Here is an 18,371-nt window from a genome sequence, read left to right as displayed (position 1 = left end):
GTGCCTTTTTCAATTCGCCCTCATTCGGAGACATTCGTTATCCATTCGGGTCATTCAGGTCATTCGGGAAAACACTTCCCCATTCAGTAGGAATTCGAGTCGCGTTAAGTGGGTGTTAACGTGCGCGCCCTTCGACGTCATTCACTCCGGCATCGAAGGCACTCCTCCATTCCCTAAAAATGGCAATGACTGGAATCCAATGCGAATCCTGAACCAGGAAGAACTTGAACTGATCACGGGCGGCACGACGCTCGACTCCGTCTACGTCGGCGGGCAGCATCCGGAAGTCCCTTGGGAACCGCCGTACATTCCCGATCAGCCGGGTGACACCGGCGGCAGCGGCGGCGGCAATGAAGGCGGCGGTGGCGGCGGTGGCGGTGGGGACGACGACACGTACGAGCCGCCTTGCACCTGCGCACACCCCGTCGGAACCGAGCACACCGAACCTGTGGTCGATGCATTCGCGGCCAAGGTGGCGCGCGACATCCTTGCCAAGCCGAACGCATCGAGCGTCGAGTACATGTCGATCATCTACCGTCGTGCGGACGGTTCCGTCGGCACCACCTCGATGGCCAGTTCGGGCCAGATGGACAGCGTCTCCAATCCGGAGATCCAGCGCGTCGTCAACGAGGCCGGCGGTCTGCAGAACATCATCGGCCTGGTCCACAACCATCCGATGGCCATCGTCAACGATTCCAACGACACGACGATTTCCCTGAAGGCCAACAAGATGCCGTCGACGAACGACTGGAATACGGCCGGGGTGCTGTTCCAGGGGCGTACCGATCCGAACTACGCGCTGTACGTTGTCGGTCCCGACAACGTGCTGCGCGAGTACGACTACAAGGACCGCGCCGTCTGGGAGCAACGCGTCGACACTGGCTACATCCGCAGGAGCCCCAACGCCGCCCTGGGCGAGTCCCTGAGCCTGCAGACCCCGCCGCCGCAAGCCTGTCCCAAGCACCCGTGAGGTCCACCATGAGTCTCAGGATCCCTGCCGCGGCCTTCCTGCTGCTGGCTGCATCGTCCTGCTTCGCGCAGGCCGGCGATCTGTCGACGCTGGAACTGCGTGAGGACGAGCGGCCCGGCATCATTCGCGCGACCAACGACTTCGAATGCACGACGTCCCGTCGTCGCATCGTGGTCCAGACGTATTTCGAACGTGCCACGCAGACGGCACGCATCGACTCGGTGGCCTACCAGGGGCAACCGATCGCCGATGCGCTCCTGAAACAGGCGCAAGCGGAGACACCGCGCGCATTGCCGCTGGGCGCGAGCCTGATGTGCTTCAAGGACCATTCGGATCTGCTGCTGTTCTTCCGCGAACGGGCCGATCTGCCGACCACCTCGGTATTGATCCGACTGCCGGCGAAGTGAGTGGCGCGACACGCGCCTTTCATCCGCTCTTCATTCGCCCGTTCATTCCAACATCATTCAATGCCGATTCGACGAATCGGCTTCCATCACTCATGCGCACTCTGAACAACGAAGAACTCGATCTGGTCACGGGCGGCACGTCGCTCGATTCGGTCTATGCCGACGACGGCAGCGATCCCTGGACCCCTCCGGACGAACCGGGCCCTGGCGAGGGCCCGGGCGAGGGCTCGGGCGGCAACGAAGGCGGCGGCCTGGGCGGCGGCGACGACCCTGTCCATGGACCGGTCGTCAAGCCCTGATCAGGCGACCGCAGCGCCGTTGCCGCGCCGGGTGATCCCGGCCGGGGAGGCCGATGCCGCGGCGCGGGCCGCGGCTGGCTTCGTCGCCGACCTGGCCGGCCTCGCCGCCGGGCTCCCGACCGACTGGCGGTCACGGCGGGCCGCGGCCCGCCGTCGCGAGCCGGCGGGCATCGTCCCGGACCTGGATCGCCTCGACTTCTCGCCCCTGCACCACGAGTTGTCGCCTTACATCGCTCAGCGGGAGCCCCGGCAGTGCGCGCGCTACGGCGTGTCGGTGCTCGAGGCGGCCTCGCTGCGGACGTGGGAGAGGGCGGTCGACGGGCGACAGATCGCCCTGCCGGATCTGCTGGCGCTCGGGCGCCACCTCGGTCCCGGCATCGAGATCCGCAGCCACGACATCTTCGGGGCCGATCAGAGCGGCGCGCGGGTCATCCGCTTCTGCGACGCCGCAACCGCCGTATCGCGCCTGACGGCGCATCTGGAAAGCGTCACCGAGACCGGTGACGACATCCTGCGCCTCGCGCGCGCCTTATTCGAGTACGTCTTGGTGAACAACCTGCATTGCTTCAAGGACGGGAACGGCCGGCTGTCCCGCATCCTCCTCAACCACCGGCTCGACCGGATTCTCGGACCGGGGGACTACCTGCCGCTCAAGGAGGCCTTCCTCCACTCGCGCGGCGGCTACGAGATCACCCTGCGCATCGTCGAGCTGCATCGCGACTGGACGCCTTTCGTGACCTACATGATGCGATTGCTCGGACTGCTGATGGCGCCGCGGGTGGGAAGGGCGGCATGAGCTGGCTCGGCCATCAACTCCAGAACGAAAGTGCCGAGTGCGGCCTCTCGTGCCTGGCGATCGTGTCCACGCTGCTCGGCTCGGAGATCGCGCTCTCCGACCTGCGCCGGCAGCATCCCTCGTCGACGCGGGGCACCAGCCTGAGGACCCTGTCCGACATCGCACCCTCGTTGAATCTGCAGGCCCGCGCCGTGCGTTGCGAGCCCGACGAGCTGAAAGACCTGCGTCTGCCCGCGGTGCTGCACTGGCGGATGAACCATTTCGTGGTGCTTCGCAAGGTGGGGCGCAAGGGCCTGATCGTCGTCGACCCGGCGGTCGGCGAGACCGAGATCTCCTGGCGCGACTGCGCCGAAAGCTTCACCGGTGCGGCGCTGGAGCTCTGCCCGACGCCCGCCTTCACGCGCCGCCGCCAGGCCTCGCCGCTGCCGCTGTTCTCGTTCGTCAATCCGTCGCGCGAGATCGTGCGGGCGCTCGGGTACACGCTGCTCTTCACGGTGCTGCTCCATCTCGGATCCCTGCTGGCGCCCTTGTTCCTGCAGTTCTCGGTGGACCACGCGCTGTCGCAGACCGGCAATGACGCCTACCTCACGATCGCGCTCGGCTTCGTCGGCCTGTGTCTGCTGACGACCGCGCTGGAGGCCAGCCGCGCGATCCTGGCGTCGCGCATCTCCCTGACGCTGTCGTGGGAGATGACGCTGCGCCTGTTCCGCCAGATGCTGCGGCTGGGGTTGCCCTGGTTCCAGCGTCGTCGCCTGGCCGATGCGCTGTCGCGCTTCGACAGCATCGGCCCCATCCGGCAACTGGTCTCGGGCAGCCTGGTCACCACGCTGCTGGACGGCGTGCTGGTCCTGCTGCTGGTCGGCGCGTTGTTCTTCTTCTGCGCGCCGGTCGCGCTGCTCGCGGTGGCCGGGCTGGGCATCACCAACGCCATCAAGCTCGCCTGCATTCCGCAGTCCATCCGCCTGGGCGCACAAGCGCTGCAGGCCGACATCGCCGAGCGCGGCTTCCGCATCGAAACCATCCGCGCCATCCAGTCCATCAAGGCCGCGGGGGGCGAGACCCAGCGCGAGGCGGCCTGGTCCAACCGGTTTGCAAAGACGATCTCGGCCTCGGACCGGACCGAGCGTTTCCGCATCGTCCAGACCTACGTGATCGTCACGCTGGAAGGGCTGCTGCTCATCGCGCTCACCTACCTGGCCGTCAAGGAGAGCATGCACGGCCGCCTGACCGTGGGGTCGCTGTACGCCTGCCTGTCCTATTACCAGCAGCTCAACGGCAAGGTGTCCGCGATCGTGGCCTACGTGACCTCGTGGCGGCAGACCGATCTCCATTCGCACAGGGTGGCGGAAATCGCGCTCAGTCCCTCGGAGCATGCCGCCCACCAGGGCGCGCGCGACATCGACGGCTATGCCGGCGGCATCGACGCCGTGCAGTTGTCGTTCCGTTATTCCGCGAGCGAGGGGTCGGTGTTCGACAACCTCGACCTGCGCGTTGCTCCGGGGGAGTTCATCGCCATCACCGGGCCGTCCGGCGCGGGCAAGAGCACGCTGCTGAAGGTGCTGGCGGGGCTGTATCCGCCCTCGGGCGGGCAGCTCCTGTACGACGACAACCCGCAGACCTCGGTGACGCTGGAATCGATGCGCCGGACGATCGGCACGGTGCTGCAGGAAGACGAGCTGCTGGCGGGGTCGATCATCGAGAACGTGTCCTTCTTCGACGAGTGCGCCGATCAGGACCGGGTGTGGGAGTGCCTGCGCATGGCCAACATCGAGGACGAGGTGCGGCGCCTGCCGATGCAGCTGTCCACCGACGTGGGCGACATGGGGTCCACCTTCTCCGCGGGGCAGAGACAGCGGCTGATCCTGGCGCGGGCGCTGTACAAGCGGCCCCGGGTGCTGCTGCTCGACGAGGCCACCGCGCACCTGGACTTCGCCAGCGAGAGCCGGATTCATGCGGTGCTCAAGGAAATGAAGATCACGCGCATCGCGGTGGCGCATCGGTTCGAGGTGCTGACCCTGGCGGACCGCGCCTTCGATCTGCGGCAGGGGCGGCTCAGCGAGATGCGCGTGAAGCGGGGCACGGGGACGACGCCGGTCCCGCCGCCGGATGCCGTCGGCGACGGGCCGCCGGCGGCGATGACTGCGGCAGCCGCCCTGGCGGGGACGCCGTGAGCGCGGTCCCGTCCTGGTCCGCCGACGGTCATGTGCCCCGGTTCCTCGGACCGGTGGAGCGCTGCGGCACCCGCGAATCGTCGCCGTTCCCGATGGCATGGAAAGTTTTCCGGCACGCCTACGCGCAGCCGGGCCGGCGCTCGGCGCTGATCGCGGAACTCGAGCGCCTGATCGACGTCCTCGCGCCGGTGGCCGTCGTCGAGTCGCTGCTCGTCGGCGGCAGCTTCCTGGACGGTCGCGTGCGGGCGCCGAAGGACATCGACTGCGGCGTGTTCTACCGCGCGGTCGCGGGCGACGCCGCGCCGTCCGGCGGCCTCGCAGCGGCGCTGGGCGAGGCCGTCCGCGTCGCGCGGCCGCGCGGCGTCGATGCGCGGCTGGTGCCGGTCGATGCGGGCGCGGAGGTGCTGATACGCATGAGTGCCTTCCTGACCAACCTCTATCTCGCGGAGCGTCCAGCCGCTGCGGGTGCCGGCAGGGGACTGCTGCTGGTGTCGATGACAAGGGAAGGGTGAGACATGGAAACGTTCAGAGCCTCCGCGATGCGGACCGGCCACGGCAGCGGCGCGCCGGTGTCGATCTCGCTGGACTTCGCGCGCGGCATGGCCTTGTTCTGGCTGGTGCTGCTGAGCGTCGTCGGCGCCAGCCTGTTCCTCGTCTGGTATCCGCGCATGGAGTCGGGAGACGGTTATCTGGTGCCTTCGGCGGGCTTCCACCGACTGGTCGCGGCGCGCGAGGGCATCATCGACACGGTGGCGATCACCGAGGGTCAGGTCGTGAGCAAGGGCTCGCCCGTGATGGTGATCCGCACGGACTCCGATCTTCCGCAGGGGACGGCGTCGTCGCGGGTGCGCCAGCTTCATGCCGAGGAGGCCATCCGGCTGGCGGACGACCGGCTCGAGGCGCTGGGGGAGGCGCATCGGCTGCGGATGGCCCAGTTGGAGGCGGAACGGCATGAGACGGGTGTCCAACTGGCGCTGGTCGAGGAAGTGCTGGCCCTGCATGAACGTCGCTCCCATGGCGCCGAGGACGGCGTCAGCGAGCAGAAGCGCCTGCTGCAGGAGGGGTTCGTGTCGCCGAGCTATGTGCGGGAGATCGAGCTGCGTTCGCTCGATTCGCGCCAGTTGGCCGTCGAGAAGCGGCGGGAGCGCAACGCGCTCAGCGGCCGTCTGCGGGCCATCGCCCTGGAGCGCGAGCAGGCGCAGGCGTCGAACAGCCTTGCACAGTCGGAGGCGCGCGAGACCCGTCTGGCAGCGCTGATCCGTCGGGACGAAGCGCAGATCCAGGGGCATTACGCCGTACTCAGCGGCCAGTCGGGCACCTTGTTCAACCTGTCGCTGAAGTCGGGCGATGCGGTGTCGGCGGGGCAGTCGATCGGCAGCGTCGTACCCACCGATGCCGCGCTGCTGGCCGAGGTCTGGGTCGGCACGGCCGTCGGTACGCGCTTGAAGGCCGGGCAGTCCGTCAAGCTCAAGGTCGCCTCCTTTCCGTACCAGACCTACGGCGTGGTGGAGGGGCGCGTGCTCAGCGTGGGGTCGGTGCCCTCGACGCCGACGGACCTGCCCTTCGACTTCAAGCTGCAGGAGCCCAGGATCCGCGTCCGCGTCGCGTTGGCCGATCCGGTGATCCGGCATCGCGGCGATGCCTATCGATTGATGCCGGGGTCCGTGGTGACGGCTGATTTCGTCGTCGAGGAGCGGCGTCTGCTCGACTGGCTGCTGGCGCCGTTCCGGAGTCTGCCGGTGTCCACGACACCCGCCGCATCGGGAGCGGTGTGATGTGCACGGATCTGCCTGCGCCGATGAACGAGTCGGCGATCCATGAGCGCCTGGACGGCGCGACGGACCTCTCGACGGCGCTGGCGCGCATGTTCCTTCCGTTGGACGAGGCGTGGCTCAAGGGCTGGCCGCCGTTCCGCAGCCTGCTGGCGCCGGCCATCGGCCGCCTGTTCGGGGTCGATGCCGGCGCGGTGCAGGTCTGCGGTTCCGCGCGTTTCGGGTTCTCGATGATGCGGTCCCGCCGCTTCGAGGCGCACCGGTCCGACCTGGACGTCGCCGTGATCGACCGCGCGCTGTTTGACGAGATCGTCGCGGATATCGACGGTGAGACCGGGGATCTCGCGCCCTATCTCCGGATCGGCATGGTGCGCCTGGATCGCGTGCCTGGATCGCCGCGCGTGGCCCGCTGGCGATCCGGGCTTTCCGGGCTGCTGGCCTCGGGCTGCTGGCCGTTCTCCGAGATCACCGTCTCGGTCTATGCCGGCGAGGCGGATTTCCTCGCCAAGCAGGCGTACGCCCTGCTGATGTTCCGCGGGCGCATGTCGATCGCGGGGCGGTCATCGTCGCGCGACGGGGATCCGGATGGTCGATCGCGATCGACGGACGTCGACGGGCTCGAGGCGGTGAGCCGGCTGATGGCAGCGCTGAACTTCGTCATCGACCGGACGATGACGCGCGGAACCGCAGGAGCGGACCTCCCTCCGACACTCCGCGGCCTGGTCGGATCGCTGCCTTATGTGCTGCAGCCGTTGGCGATGGCCTGGCCGACGCAGGCGGATGACAGCCATGCGGGGGAGGAGCGCCCGGGCGCCATCCGGCAGGAGGGCCCTGGCTTGCTGTTCCTGACCCTGGGCGAACCGACGGTGCGGGACGAGGTGTTCCAGTCGCTGAGAGCCATGCGTCGGTTGATCGACCACCATGCGCCCCATTGCCGCACGATCCTGCTGGGGCTGTCCGAGGCGCAGATGGCGGAGCAACTGTCGGCTGTGGGCGCCTGGGCGGCAACGATCGGACGGCAGCCGATGACCGTCGTCGTCGCGCAGGCCCCGGCGTGCGCGCCGCTGTGAGCTTGCCGCCGGCCGGGACGTGCTGCCCGGATTGAGCCGCATCAGTCCGACTGCGTCGCATGGACGATCGTGAAGGGGAGGCGGCGGCGACACCGCGGGGCTCCCACTCACAAGACGACGCAGCCGGCAGGGATGTGACATGCCGCTGCCGGCAGCGCTTGAGGTAAGGTGGATCGCTTCCAGACTCCATCAGGCGCGGAGACGGCATGACGACATACCAGGGAAGCTGCCACTGCGGACGCGTGGCCTATGAAGTGGACGGCGAGATCGACGGCGCGATGGCCTGCAACTGCTCGATGTGCCAGCGCAAGGGCTCGCTGCTGTGGTTCGTGCCTCGGGCCCAGTTCCGGCTGAAGACGGACGAGGCGGCGGCCAGCACCTACCTGTTCAACAAGCACGCGATCAAGCACCGCTTCTGCGCGGTGTGCGGGATCCATCCGTATGCCGAGGGCACGGACCCGAAGGGCAACGCGATGGCGGCGATCAACGTCCGCTGCCTGGAAGGCATCGAGCTGGAGAGCGTCCCGGTGACGCACTACAACGGCCGGGACGCCTGATGCCGCGCTGATTCGCATGACGCCCTCTCCCGCTTGCGGGAGAGGGCAGGGGTGAGGGCCAGCGGCGGTGCAAGTACTGAATCGCCGTCGCAGCCCGTCAGTGCAGCATCACAGCTTCGTGATGCGCACCCAGTTCAGGTTCCAGCCGCCGGCCGGCGCGTAGACGCCGAGCGCGTAGGTGCCTGCGTTCACGTTCACCGTGTGCGACACCGTCGTCCAGTTCTGCCAGCCGCCGGTCGCCGGGATCGTGACCTGGCCGAGCTGGATGCTGCCCGCATTCAGGTCCAGCGACAGCCGCGCGCCGCTCGGGCTGGCGACGCGGTACTCGACGCGGTAGCTGCCGCTGGTCGGGAAGTTGACGTTGGCGTAGGCCATCCAATCGCCGGCGTCGATCCAGCCGACGTTGCTGCCGCCTTCGCTGCAGGCTTCGGTCTGCACGCCGCTCTGGTTGGTGAAGGCCTCGGCCTCGATCAGTTTGCTCGACGTGGGCGGAGGCGTGGTGCCGCCGCCGATCTCGGCGCGGATCGCGCCCAGCAGGCTGTTGGCGCCGACCGCGTCCTGCGACATCTCCCAGATCATCACGCCCGCGCCCTGCTGCAGCGCCAGCCGCGTCTTGGCCTTGATCGTCGGGATGCCGTTGTAGGTGATGTAGCCGCAGCTCGCGCACAGGGTGCCGATCAGGTCCTTCTGCGCCGCCGCCGCGCCGAACTGGTTGAGGATGTCGTTGAAGCCGTAGTCCGACGCATACCCGTTGAAGCCGTAGCCGTAGAACGGCACGCCCAGCACCAGCTTCTCCTTGGGCAGGCCGCGCGACTGCCAGGTCGCGACGTCCTTCTGCGCCATCGCGTAGGACGAGTGCTCCTGGCCGACCTGACCCCAGCCCGGTCCCACGTTGTCGTAGGACATGATGGTCACGAAGTCGAAGTGCGGGATCGAGGAGACCGGGACCATCCCGCCCTCGTAGCTCGCCGTGGCCGCCGTGATCAGCTTGCCGGGCAGGGCCGCGCGCAGCGCCTGGATGAAGGGCGTGTAGTTGCCGGCGCGGTCGATGGCGGTCAGCACGGCGCCTTCGATGTCGATGTCCGCGCCGTCCAGGCCGAAGGTGTTGACGAACTGCGCCAGGCCGTTGACCGTGGCCGCGCGGTTGCCCGGCTGCAGCAGCGTCTGCCAGTTGCCGGAGCAGCCCGGGATCGCGCCGCCGGCCACCGAGATCAGCACCTTCGCGCCGGCCGCGTGGGCCTTCTGCACGACGTACTGGATGTCCGCGGCGGAGGCGTCCATGCAGGCCGGATTGCCGTTGCTCAGGAAGGCGCCGCTGCCCGACGGATTCGCGAAGGCGAGGTTCACGTGGGTGAGCTTGGTCAGGTCGGTGCGGTCGGCGACGGCGCGCAGGCCTTTCCAGCCCGGGAGGTAGCCAACCACCTTGGTCTGGGCGAGGGCGCTGGACGCCACGCCGCACAGGGCGAGCGCGGCCAGCAGGCCGGTGAGGACAGGACGGCGGAACGAGTGGGACAGTGTCATCGCGAGCTCCCTTGGGGTTGTGGGATCGACCTGGCGCAGCGCGACATCCGCGCGGCCTGGGTCGATCGGCGGCGATTTTGTGGGGGTTCCGTGAAATCGCTTTCATCACTGTCCCCGAATCGGCGACGCGCTTTCCGTATCGAATGCAACCAGGCGTGGCGCCGTCCGGCGTCCGGGAGCGCCCGTGTCCGCCGTGTAAAGCGCAAAAGGCTGGAAACCTGCTTGCGACCGCTTACGAAACGGCGCGATCGGTTGCAGGTCGTGCGCAGGTCGCTCCAAATAATCCGCCGCCTACCTCCAAAGGTCTAAAGGACGGTTTCCATGATGATCACCACGCAGCGCCCGAGCGGCGCCCTCCGCCTGCATCCGCTGGCCCTGTCGCTGGCCCTGGCCGGCGTGCTCGTCGGCTGCGGCGGCGGCAGCGATGGCGCGGGCAATCTGGTCTCGGCCGCGCAGCAGAACGGCGCCGGCACGGCGTCGGCCGGCGCCGTCACGGCCGCCGCGGATCCGCAGGTCTGCTTCTACGAGCACGCCAACTACGCCGGTGCCGGCCTGTGCCGCAGCACCACGACGAGCTGGATCGGACCGACCTGGAACGACCGCGTCTCGTCCATCCGCGTGCCCGCGGGCTTCAAGGTGGAGCTCTTCGCCGACATCAACTTCGGCGGCCGCTCGGTGACGCTGACGGCGGACAACGCCAACCTGACCTCGGTCAGCATGAACGACGCGGTCTCGTCGATGCGCGTCACCAAGGTGGTCGCTTCGGCCGTGACGCTGGCGTCGGTGCAGTTCGCGCAATCCATGCTCTACGGCAGCACGGACAACCAGCTGGTGCTGATCGCCAACAAGCCGGCGCTGCTGAAGGTCAACGTGACCGCCCCGGCCGGCACCGCCGCGCCGACGGGCCTGGTGCGCATCGACAACACGGTCGACGGCAGCAGCCGCGACCTGGTGCTGGCGGCACCGCGCCGCGGCCTGCCGACGACGGTCTCGGACACGCAGTCCTTCGACGACGCCTACACGGTCAGCGTGCCGGCCGAGCTGGTGAAGAACGGCCTGAAGGTCACGGTCACCGTGGCCGGCGCCGCGGCGCAGACCTTCACGCCGCGCGTCGGCGGCAGCACGCCGATGCGTTTCGTGCCGATCCCGGTGCGCATCGCCGGCACCACCGGCCAGCTGCCGACGGACCAGACCGCGCATCTGCGCGCGCTGTTCCCGGTGTCGACGGTCACGCTGCAGTCGCACCCGGCCTTCGTGTCGGGCAAGGTCACCACGCTGCCGAGCACGGACGCGCAGTGGAGCGACGCCTTCGGCAAGATCCTGGGCGAACTGGCCGACCTGCACCGCATCGAGGGCGCGGCCCGTCACGACTACTACTTCGGCTTCATCCCCAAGCGCACCTGGGGCCTGGCGGGTCTGGGCTACGTGCCGGGCAACTCGGCGGTCGGCTTCGACATGCCGAGCAATCCGGACACGGTGCGCGACGTCGTCGCGCACGAGCTCGGCCACAACTTCTCGCTGCCGCACGCGGCCTGCGGCGGCGCCGGTTCGCCGGATCCGAAGTACCCGTACCCGGACGCCAACCTGGGCAAGCCGGGCCGCTACATCTGGAGCTACCTGTCGGACACGAACTCGTTCTACGACCCGCGCCCGACCGACCGCCACGACATCATGAGCTACTGCGGCGGCACGGTGTTCTCGGACTACAACTACCGCATCATGCAGACCTTCCTGACGCCGACCGACGCGGTCAAGGCGCAGGCGGCGGAAGCCAAGGCGGTGGCGCAGGACGTGCTGCTGGTCAGCGGCAGCATCAACGGCCGCCAGGTCGAGGTCAACCCGGTGAAGGCGCTGTTCGCCAAGCCTGACGCGGCCTCCGGCCCGTACGTGCTGCGCGTGCAGACGACCGGCGGCCAGATCCAGGACCAGGCCTTCGCGGCCCAGGCGCTGGACCATGACGGCGACAACCAGCACTTCAGCGTGTTCGTGCCCAAGGTCGACAACATCGCCAGCATCAGCGTGCTGAAGGACGGCGTGGTCCTGACCCAGACCCAGCCGCGCGTGAGCTCGGCGCGTGTGAAGGCGCAGGCGACCGGCGGCAGCCGCGCGCAGGTGACGGTGAAGGAAGCCGGCGGCAAGGCGACGCTGCGCTGGGATGCGGACTCGACGCCGTTCCTGAGCGTGACCTGGACGGACGGCACCCGCCGCCTGAACCTGGCGCAGGACCTGCAGGGCGGCGAGACGACGCTGGACACGCATGAACTGCCGGCCGGCGGCCGCTTCGAGTTCATCGTGTCGGACGGCCTGAACGCGCAGCGGACTGAGTCGACGCGTTGAAACGACTGAGCGCGCGATAGCGCGCTGACAGTCAGGACGGGGGATCGGGCTTGAGGGCTCGGTCCCCCGTTGTCGTTGGGGCCGGCCGCGACGAAGGGCGCGCCGCTGGCCGGCGGAGGGGCGAGCGGCGTCCCGACCTGAGCCGGCCGGTACCGCCACGCGATACCCCAGGACTTTCGTCCATTGACGCGGCGCGCGCCTGAAAGACACTGCGGTCCTTCTCCCGACCTGCTCCGGCCGCGCGCGACATGGACTCCTTCGAAGCTTTCTGCCTGCTCGCCGCCCTGGGCTATCTGTGGTGGCAGCTCACGAATGTGAAGCGGCGTGTCCGGCTCCTGGAAGAGCAACTCGCCGCGAAGGACGCGGTGCGGGCGCAGCACGCGCCCGCCGAGGCGACACGGCAGCCACAGCCACAGCCGGTGCCGGCAACGCTCGAGCCGATTGCTCCGCTTCCCGCCGCCGCTGTTCCGGTTCCGGTTCCCGTCACGCCGCTGCCTGCCGCGCCGCTACCCGTCACGCCCGCCACGCCTGCTGCGCCAGTGCCCGCGCCGACGACCGCACGCGCGCCAGCGGTACCGCGCGTTGCGCCGACTCCGTCATCCCCTCCGCAGTGGCAGGTCGCCTTCTTCGACCTGCTGCGCAAGAACCTCTTCGCCGTCGCCGGCATCGTCCTGCTGCTGCTGGGCTTCGTCGTGCTGTTCCGCTCCATCGAGTGGGGCCATCTGCTGTCGCCGCTGGCCAAGGTGTCGTTGGGCTGGGTCGCCGCGGCCGCGCTGGGATTCGCCGGCATCAGGCTGAGCGCGCGCAACGGGCTGTGGGGTCAGGTCGTGCAGGGCGGGGCGGCAGCCATCGGTTTCCTCGCGACCTACGTCGGCGCGTCGGGCTACGAAGTCATCTCGCCGACGATCGCGCTGGTGCTGTTCACCGCGATCTCCGGCGCGCTGGTGTATCGCGCGCTGAAGGAAGACGCCAAGGTCCTGGCCGGCGTCGGCTTCCTGGGCGCGTACGCGGCGCCGCTGCTGGCCATGTACGGTCACGCCGGGCTGCTCTTCAACCTCGGCTACGGCCTCATCGTCACGGCCTTCGCGCTGTGGGTGAGCCTGTCGCGCCGATGGCAGGAGATCGGCATCCACGCCCACGTCTGCGCGACGGGCCTGGCGTCGCTGGCCTACGCCGGCGCGAACCTCGAACCCGCGCTGCCCGCCTGGCAGCAGCAGGCGCTGCTGCTGGCCTACGTCGCCCAGTTCGCGGGCTGGGCGCTGGTCTGGGCGCAACGCCACAGCCCCGCCGAGCTGGCGCGCGGCGACGTGTCGTCCGCACCGGCGCGCGAGATCCCCATCCTCAGCGCCTGCTTCTCGACGACCTCCGTCGTGTTCCTCGCGCTGGAGAGCTGGCTGCTCGCGCCGACCGCCTTCCTGGTCGTCGCCTTCGTCATGGCGGCGGTCCTCGCCTTCATCGGCCTGCGCGTGTTCCGCCAGCGGGCGCTGCGCGAGACCGCGTGGGTGCTGAGCGCACTGAGCGTCGCGACCGGCCTGGTGCAGGGCGATCTGGCCCGCTCGGTCGCGAGCTTCGGGCTGTTCGCCGAAGGCGCCATCCTGATGCTGACGACGCGCGCGCAGTCCATCGTCCGCCGCGTGGTGGCGCCTTTGCTGTACGGGGTGGGCGCGGTCGCCGTGATCGACGTGCCGGCGATGTGGCCGGTCGCCCTGCTGCTGGTGGCAAGTCTTGCCATGTCCCTTCGCATGCAGCGCGAGGGCTGGGCGGTGGAGGCCGCACTCGCGGCGGCGGTGACCGTCGCGGCTGCCGCGGCGTTCTCGTACCGGTATGCCGGGCTCGACTTCCGCCTGCTGCCGGTGTTCACGCTGATCATGCTCGGCGCGACCACGCTGGCGCATGGGATGGTGCGGTCGTGGGCCGCGTCGGGACCAGCCGCAGCGTCGACGAGCGAGACGAGCGCGACGAACGCCGGGGCCCCGAAGGGCCCGGCCGTCCGCTTCGTGCCGACGATCTACTCGGCAGCCCTGGTGCTGGGCTGGCTGCTCACCTTGACCGTGGCGCGGGAGGCGCCGATGGCGCTGGCGCTCGGCGCGCTGGTGACGCCGGTGGTCTTCGGCGCGGTGGTGGCGTGGCGGTCGCTGCGCCGCACGCTCAGTCCCGGCGAGGCCGAGCGCGCGAAGGCGCTGCTGTGGCTGGCGCATCTGCTGCCGGCGCTCGTGGCCTTCATCCTCGACGACAGCTGGACGCTGGTGGCCCTGCTGGCCGTCGCGGGCACCGCCGCGTTCGCTCACGTGCTGACGCGACTGCGCGTGGATGCGCCGTCGGCCAAGGCGTCCTACCTCACGCCCCATAGCGTCGCGTTCGCGGCATTGCTGGGATCTCCGATCCCGCTGGTGCTCGCGACCTGGACCGACGTCGGCACGAACCGCGTGGAATGGGTGATGGCCGCGGCGGCGTTCTACGCCGCGCTGGCGACCTGGTGGAAGCTCGGCGAGGGCGTGCCCGCGCAGGTCCGCAGCGTGGCCGCCTCGGCGGCGGGCGTGGCGATGGGCTACGTGATCGTGCGTGGCCTCACGGATTCGCCGCCCTACGCGTTCGAGCTCGCCTGGCGCAGCTACCTGCTGCCGGTGGCGCTGGCCGCCGTCGGCGTGGCCTTCCTGTTCCTGAGCACGCGCGGCGGTCACCGCCTGGCCTGGCAGGTGTCGGCGGTCGTGCTGGCCGGCTCGGCGGTCAAGCTGCTGCTGTCGCTGGGCAGCCTGGCGCTGTCGCCGATGGGCATCGTCGGCAGCCTGCTGGGCATGGGCGCGCTGTTCCTGATGGCCGGGTATCTGGCGCCGCAGCCGCCGGCCAAGGCGTAGCACGGGGCTCCACGCGAGAGCCGGCGTCCGCGGACGGCTTGCCTGCCGTCATCCGATGGCGAGTGTGTTGGCGAGCAGCCCTGCAAACAAAGGACTCAGCGTCGCCACGACCGCAGCCACCCGGTGCAACGGGTCGACCTCGGCGATGGCTTTCGTTGTCTCGCCATCGTCCTTGCTCGGGATGCAGGGCAAGCGCTCCTCGATCATCAGGCGGAGTCCGACCAGGGCCGGCACGTAGACGGCGGCGAGCAGCGCGCTGAAGGCGAGTCCAAAGCACAGCGTGATGCCGCGGGCGAGTTCCCGAAGGCTGTCGGCAGACTCGACTTGCGCGAACTGTCTGGGGAGCTCCCGGCAGCGTGCGTCTGTCTTCCGTGCGTCCGCATCGACGGCGGACGCAGCGGTGAAGAACGTGGGCGCCGATGCGGCGGGCGACATCAATTTGCACAGGTCTGCCTGAGCCTTCAATGGCGCGGCCTTGGGCATGCTCGCCAACGGGATGGAGAAGCCCGCGGAGAGCTGCAAGGTGCCGAACACCAGCGCGAGCGCGCCGATGTAGAGCATCTGGTCCAGCTCGCGCACCCGCGCAATGAGGATCTTGACCTGAATCTCCGCAAACTTCCGTACCTTCGTCGTGCTGTTCAGCCTGTCGGAGGGAAGCCACATCGGCTGAAGAACGAACGTGGCGCCGGCCAGGAGCACGCTGGGGACGGTGCAGGCCAGGAAGAACATGGCGTAGGGCACTGCACCTGCCATCCACGAAGCAGTGTTGGCGCTCTTCGGCGAAAGCAGCAGCTTGCCAAGCTCGGAGGTGAATGGTTGGCACGCGTCGGCAACCTTCCATGAGAGCCCCATGGACAGCGCGAGAAACAGGACGGCCACGATCAGTGCAGGAATACGAAAGCGATTGGCCTTCTTCAGGAAGGCCGAGACGGCCCAGACAACGCTGGTGATCGACAGGGCCAGCGTGATGGCCAGCGTCACACCGCTGAACGCCAGCGCTGCCCGGCGGGCGGCGTAGTCCACGTGGGGGTCCACGATGAGGGCCTTCAGCTCGGCGAGTCCGCCCGTTCCCTTCGGATCCGTGTCGGCGTCCAGGTAGCCCACGGCGTAGAGCATCCCGACTGCGGCGGCCCAGACGACCGCGACCCAGATGGCCGGCGCCATCGGAGTGAACCGCAGCGGATTCCCTGCGTAGCCGACGGCGCGTTGCTGCCTGTCAAGCTCGGCTTCGGCCGCACTGAGTGTGTCGGCTAGCGTCACCCCGCTCGCCTGAGGCTGCGACTGCCGATGTCGGCGGAGCATGGAGGAGGCCGTCATCCCAGTTCCCTGCCGCTGAACGACGGCAGGCCATGCTAATCAGTCGGACACGGGTGGTCCTCATCAGATTTGAGGATGCCTCTCCGCATGCGGCTGCAGCGGACTGCTCCACCGCAGTCCCGTATCGCGTCACGCAAAGCGTCGCCGGTACTCGACCAGCGTGAGCCCTAGCCGCCGGCTGAACGCGCGCCGGAAGCCGTCCACGTTCGCGTAGCCGACCGCGTCGGCCAGACGCTTCGCCGGCAGGTCGGAGTCCTCCGCCATGCGGCGCGCGGCGTCGATGCGCGCGTTCTCGACGAACTCCGCCGGCGTCGTGCCCGTCTCGCCGCGGAACACGCGGGCGAAGGTGCGCTCGCTCATGCCCGCGCGGCGCGCGAGCGCCGGGATGGAGAGGTCCGCGCGCAGGTGGGCGAGCACGTAGTCCTGGATCGTGCTCACGTCGGAACGCTCCGCCGTCTGCGCGGCCAGGTGGGCGCTGAACTGGCTCTGCCCGCCGGGGCGTTTCAGGAACATCACCAACTGGCGCGCGACACGCAACGCGAGCTCGCGCCCGTGGTCGTCCTCGACCATCGCGAGCGCCAGGTCCATGCCCGCGGTGACGCCCGCCGACGTGAAGAGCTGGCCGTCCTTCACGTAGATCGCATCGGGTTCGACGCAGGCGTCGGGGTAGTCGGCCGCGAGGCGGTCGGTCGAGTTCCAGTGCGTCGCCACGCGCTTGCCGTCCAGCAGTCCGGCCGAGGCCAGCGCGAAGGCGCCGGTGCAGACCGAGCCGTAGCGGCGCGCCGTGCGGGCCTGGCGTTGCAGCCAGCGCCGCAGGTCGTCATCGACGGCCATGTCCGCGCGCCGAGGGCTGCCCGCGACGAGCAGCGTGTCGATGCGCCCGCGATGCGTGGCCACCGTCGAGTCGACCGCCATGCGCAGACCGCTGCTGCTGCTGAGCAGACCCGCCGTCGTGCTGATCACGCTCACCTGATAGGCCTTGGCGTCGCCGAGCTGCTGGGACGCCTCCGCGAAGACATCGGCGGGTCCGGCCACGTCGAGCAGCTGGAAACGGGGGAAGGCGAGGATGGCGATGCGCATGGCGGTGAATGCCCGGTGATTGGCAGGAAACGCCGTGCCGTGGAGGGGCAGGCTCCGGGGAGCTTGGCAGAAAATAACGACACACGCAAATCCAGCCAACCAGCCCGCCACCGGACCCGCCCAGGACACAGCCATGCACGCCTCGTCACCCTTGTCTCCGTCGAGTTCTCCGTCGATTTCTCCGTCGAGTTCTCCGTTGAGCGCTCCATCGGTTTCCATGAAGGCCGGACACCCGGTGTCGTCCTCGCACGCCGGCGCCTCGATCCGCCATCTGCCGGTGAATCTCTTCGCGTCCGTGATGGGGCTGTCCGGACTCGCGCTGGCCTGGCGTCTCGCGCATCGCGACCTCGACGTCCCCGCCTTCATCGGCGAAGCGGTCGGCGCGCTCGCGGTCGTCGTGTTCCTGCTGATGGCCGTCGGCTATCTCGTCAAGCTGGCGAAACATCCCGAGGCCGTGCGCGCGGAGTTCCACCACCCGGTGGGCGGCAACTTCTTCGGCACGATCGCGATCTCGCTGCTGCTGCTGTCCTCGCTGATCGATCCTTACAGCGCATCGACGGCGCAGGCGCTGTGGACCATCGGCGCGCTGGGCGCGTTCGCGCTCGCGTTCATCGCGGTCTCGCGGCTGCTGAAGGGGCAGCTGGAGTCCGCGCTCGTGATGCCCGCGTGGCTGCTCTCCGGCGTGGCGACGCTCGACATCGCGGTCACGGGCCGCGACATGACCATGCCCTGGGCGCCGGAGGTGACCCTGATCGCCGGCGCGCTCGGCGCCATGCTGGCGCCGGTGCTGTTCGTGATGATTGTGAGCCGCCTCGTCCACCGCGAACCGATGGCGCCGGGCGTGACGCCCTCGCTGATGATGCTGGTCGCGCCGTTCGCGGTGGGCTTCCTCGCGTACACCAACATCGTCGGCGTCGACCGCTTCGCCGCGGTGCTCTTCTACTTCGGGCTGTTCCTGTTCCTGGTGATCGCGCCCAAGGTGTTCCGCCCGTGCATCGCGTTCTCGCCGGCCTGGTGGGGCATCAGCTTCCCGATGGCGGCGCTGGCGAGCGCGGCGCTGAAGTACGCACATCACGCGGGCGGCCTGCCGCTGCAGACGCTGGCGGTCGTGCTGCTCGGCGTGTTGAGCGTGGCGCTGGCGGTGCTGTTCGTGCGGACTGTCGCGATCGTGCTGAACGGACAGCTGTTCAGATGAACGGACCCGACGGATGGATCGCTG

The 18,371-nt window shown here is 69.1% G+C and carries 15 protein-coding genes; 12 read left to right on the top strand and 3 right to left on the bottom strand.

Going from position 1 to position 18,371, the window contains the following annotated elements; all coding sequences use genetic code 11:
- Positions 1 to 199: 199 nt before the first annotated feature.
- From ABE85_RS15655 to ABE85_RS15615, 9 genes are all read left to right on the top strand, one after another.
- Entirely contained in the window at positions 200 to 970 is a 771-nt protein-coding gene (locus tag ABE85_RS15655; RefSeq protein WP_067276434.1) for a hypothetical protein, read from the top strand.
- 8 nt (positions 971 to 978) lie between these two features.
- Entirely contained in the window at positions 979 to 1,377 is a 399-nt protein-coding gene (locus tag ABE85_RS15650) for a hypothetical protein (protein ID WP_067276431.1), read from the top strand.
- Positions 1,378 to 1,469: 92 nt separating this feature from the next.
- The gene (locus ABE85_RS27995; protein ID WP_067276429.1) at positions 1,470 to 1,676 is read left to right on the top strand and encodes a hypothetical protein; all 207 of its coding nucleotides are present in this window, start codon (positions 1,470 to 1,472) and stop codon (positions 1,674 to 1,676) included.
- Positions 1,654 to 2,472: a Fic family protein gene (locus ABE85_RS15640; RefSeq protein ID WP_082938651.1), complete on the top strand. Its 819-nt coding sequence runs from the start codon at positions 1,654 to 1,656 to the stop codon at positions 2,470 to 2,472. Before ABE85_RS27995 ends, ABE85_RS15640 begins: the two co-directional genes overlap by 23 nt.
- Entirely contained in the window at positions 2,469 to 4,643 is a 2,175-nt protein-coding gene (locus ABE85_RS15635; protein WP_067276423.1) for a peptidase domain-containing ABC transporter, read from the top strand. The genes ABE85_RS15640 and ABE85_RS15635 overlap by 4 nt, the downstream gene beginning before the upstream one ends.
- Positions 4,640 to 5,155 carry a DUF6932 family protein gene (locus ABE85_RS15630; RefSeq protein ID WP_157522496.1) on the top strand — a complete coding sequence of 172 codons (516 nt, stop codon included), beginning with the start codon at positions 4,640 to 4,642 and terminating at the stop codon, positions 5,153 to 5,155. Before ABE85_RS15635 ends, ABE85_RS15630 begins: the two co-directional genes overlap by 4 nt.
- A 3-nt stretch (positions 5,156 to 5,158) precedes the next feature.
- Positions 5,159 to 6,418, top strand: a complete 1,260-nt coding sequence (locus ABE85_RS15625; protein WP_157522493.1) for an HlyD family secretion protein — start codon at positions 5,159 to 5,161, stop codon at positions 6,416 to 6,418.
- A gap of 101 nt (positions 6,419 to 6,519) precedes the next feature.
- Positions 6,520 to 7,485 carry a hypothetical protein gene (locus tag ABE85_RS15620; RefSeq protein ID WP_157522490.1) on the top strand — a complete coding sequence of 322 codons (966 nt, stop codon included), beginning with the start codon at positions 6,520 to 6,522 and terminating at the stop codon, positions 7,483 to 7,485.
- A gap of 206 nt (positions 7,486 to 7,691) precedes the next feature.
- Positions 7,692 to 8,042 carry a GFA family protein gene (locus ABE85_RS15615; protein ID WP_067276411.1) on the top strand — a complete coding sequence of 117 codons (351 nt, stop codon included), beginning with the start codon at positions 7,692 to 7,694 and terminating at the stop codon, positions 8,040 to 8,042.
- A 108-nt stretch (positions 8,043 to 8,150) separates the two neighbouring features.
- Here ABE85_RS15615 and ABE85_RS15610 read toward each other — a convergent pair whose 3' ends face one another.
- Complete coding sequence (locus tag ABE85_RS15610; RefSeq protein WP_067276409.1) at positions 8,151 to 9,563, bottom strand: carbohydrate-binding protein; 1,413 nt, start codon at positions 9,561 to 9,563, stop codon at positions 8,151 to 8,153.
- Positions 9,564 to 9,884: 321 nt separating this feature from the next.
- On the opposite strand from ABE85_RS15610, the gene ABE85_RS15605 reads away from it, so the two are divergent.
- Both ABE85_RS15605 and ABE85_RS15600 read left to right on the top strand, forming a co-directional pair.
- On the top strand, positions 9,885 to 11,900 hold the full coding sequence (locus ABE85_RS15605; RefSeq protein WP_067276407.1) for a peptidase inhibitor family I36 protein: 2,016 nt from the start codon (positions 9,885 to 9,887) through the stop codon (positions 11,898 to 11,900).
- A gap of 248 nt (positions 11,901 to 12,148) precedes the next feature.
- Positions 12,149 to 14,755, top strand: a complete 2,607-nt coding sequence (locus ABE85_RS15600) for a DUF2339 domain-containing protein (RefSeq protein ID WP_067276406.1) — start codon at positions 12,149 to 12,151, stop codon at positions 14,753 to 14,755.
- 48 nt (positions 14,756 to 14,803) lie between these two features.
- On the opposite strand, the gene ABE85_RS15595 is transcribed toward ABE85_RS15600, so the two are convergent.
- Positions 14,804 to 16,072 carry a hypothetical protein gene (locus tag ABE85_RS15595; protein ID WP_067276403.1) on the bottom strand — a complete coding sequence of 423 codons (1,269 nt, stop codon included), beginning with the start codon at positions 16,070 to 16,072 and terminating at the stop codon, positions 14,804 to 14,806.
- Positions 16,073 to 16,201: 129 nt separating this feature from the next.
- Entirely contained in the window at positions 16,202 to 17,152 is a 951-nt protein-coding gene (locus tag ABE85_RS15590) for a GlxA family transcriptional regulator (RefSeq protein WP_067276399.1), read from the bottom strand.
- 217 nt (positions 17,153 to 17,369) lie between these two features.
- Between ABE85_RS15590 and ABE85_RS15585 the strand changes: the two genes are divergently transcribed.
- Positions 17,370 to 18,347, top strand: coding sequence for an SLAC1 anion channel family protein (locus ABE85_RS15585; protein WP_067276397.1), 978 nt, complete (start codon positions 17,370 to 17,372; stop codon positions 18,345 to 18,347).
- Positions 18,348 to 18,371 lie beyond the last annotated feature (24 nt).

It is taken from the genome of Mitsuaria sp. 7 (assembly GCF_001653795.1).
Taxonomy (GTDB): Bacteria; Pseudomonadota; Gammaproteobacteria; order Burkholderiales; family Burkholderiaceae_C; genus Roseateles.
This window is presented reverse-complemented; position numbering and strand designations above follow the sequence as displayed.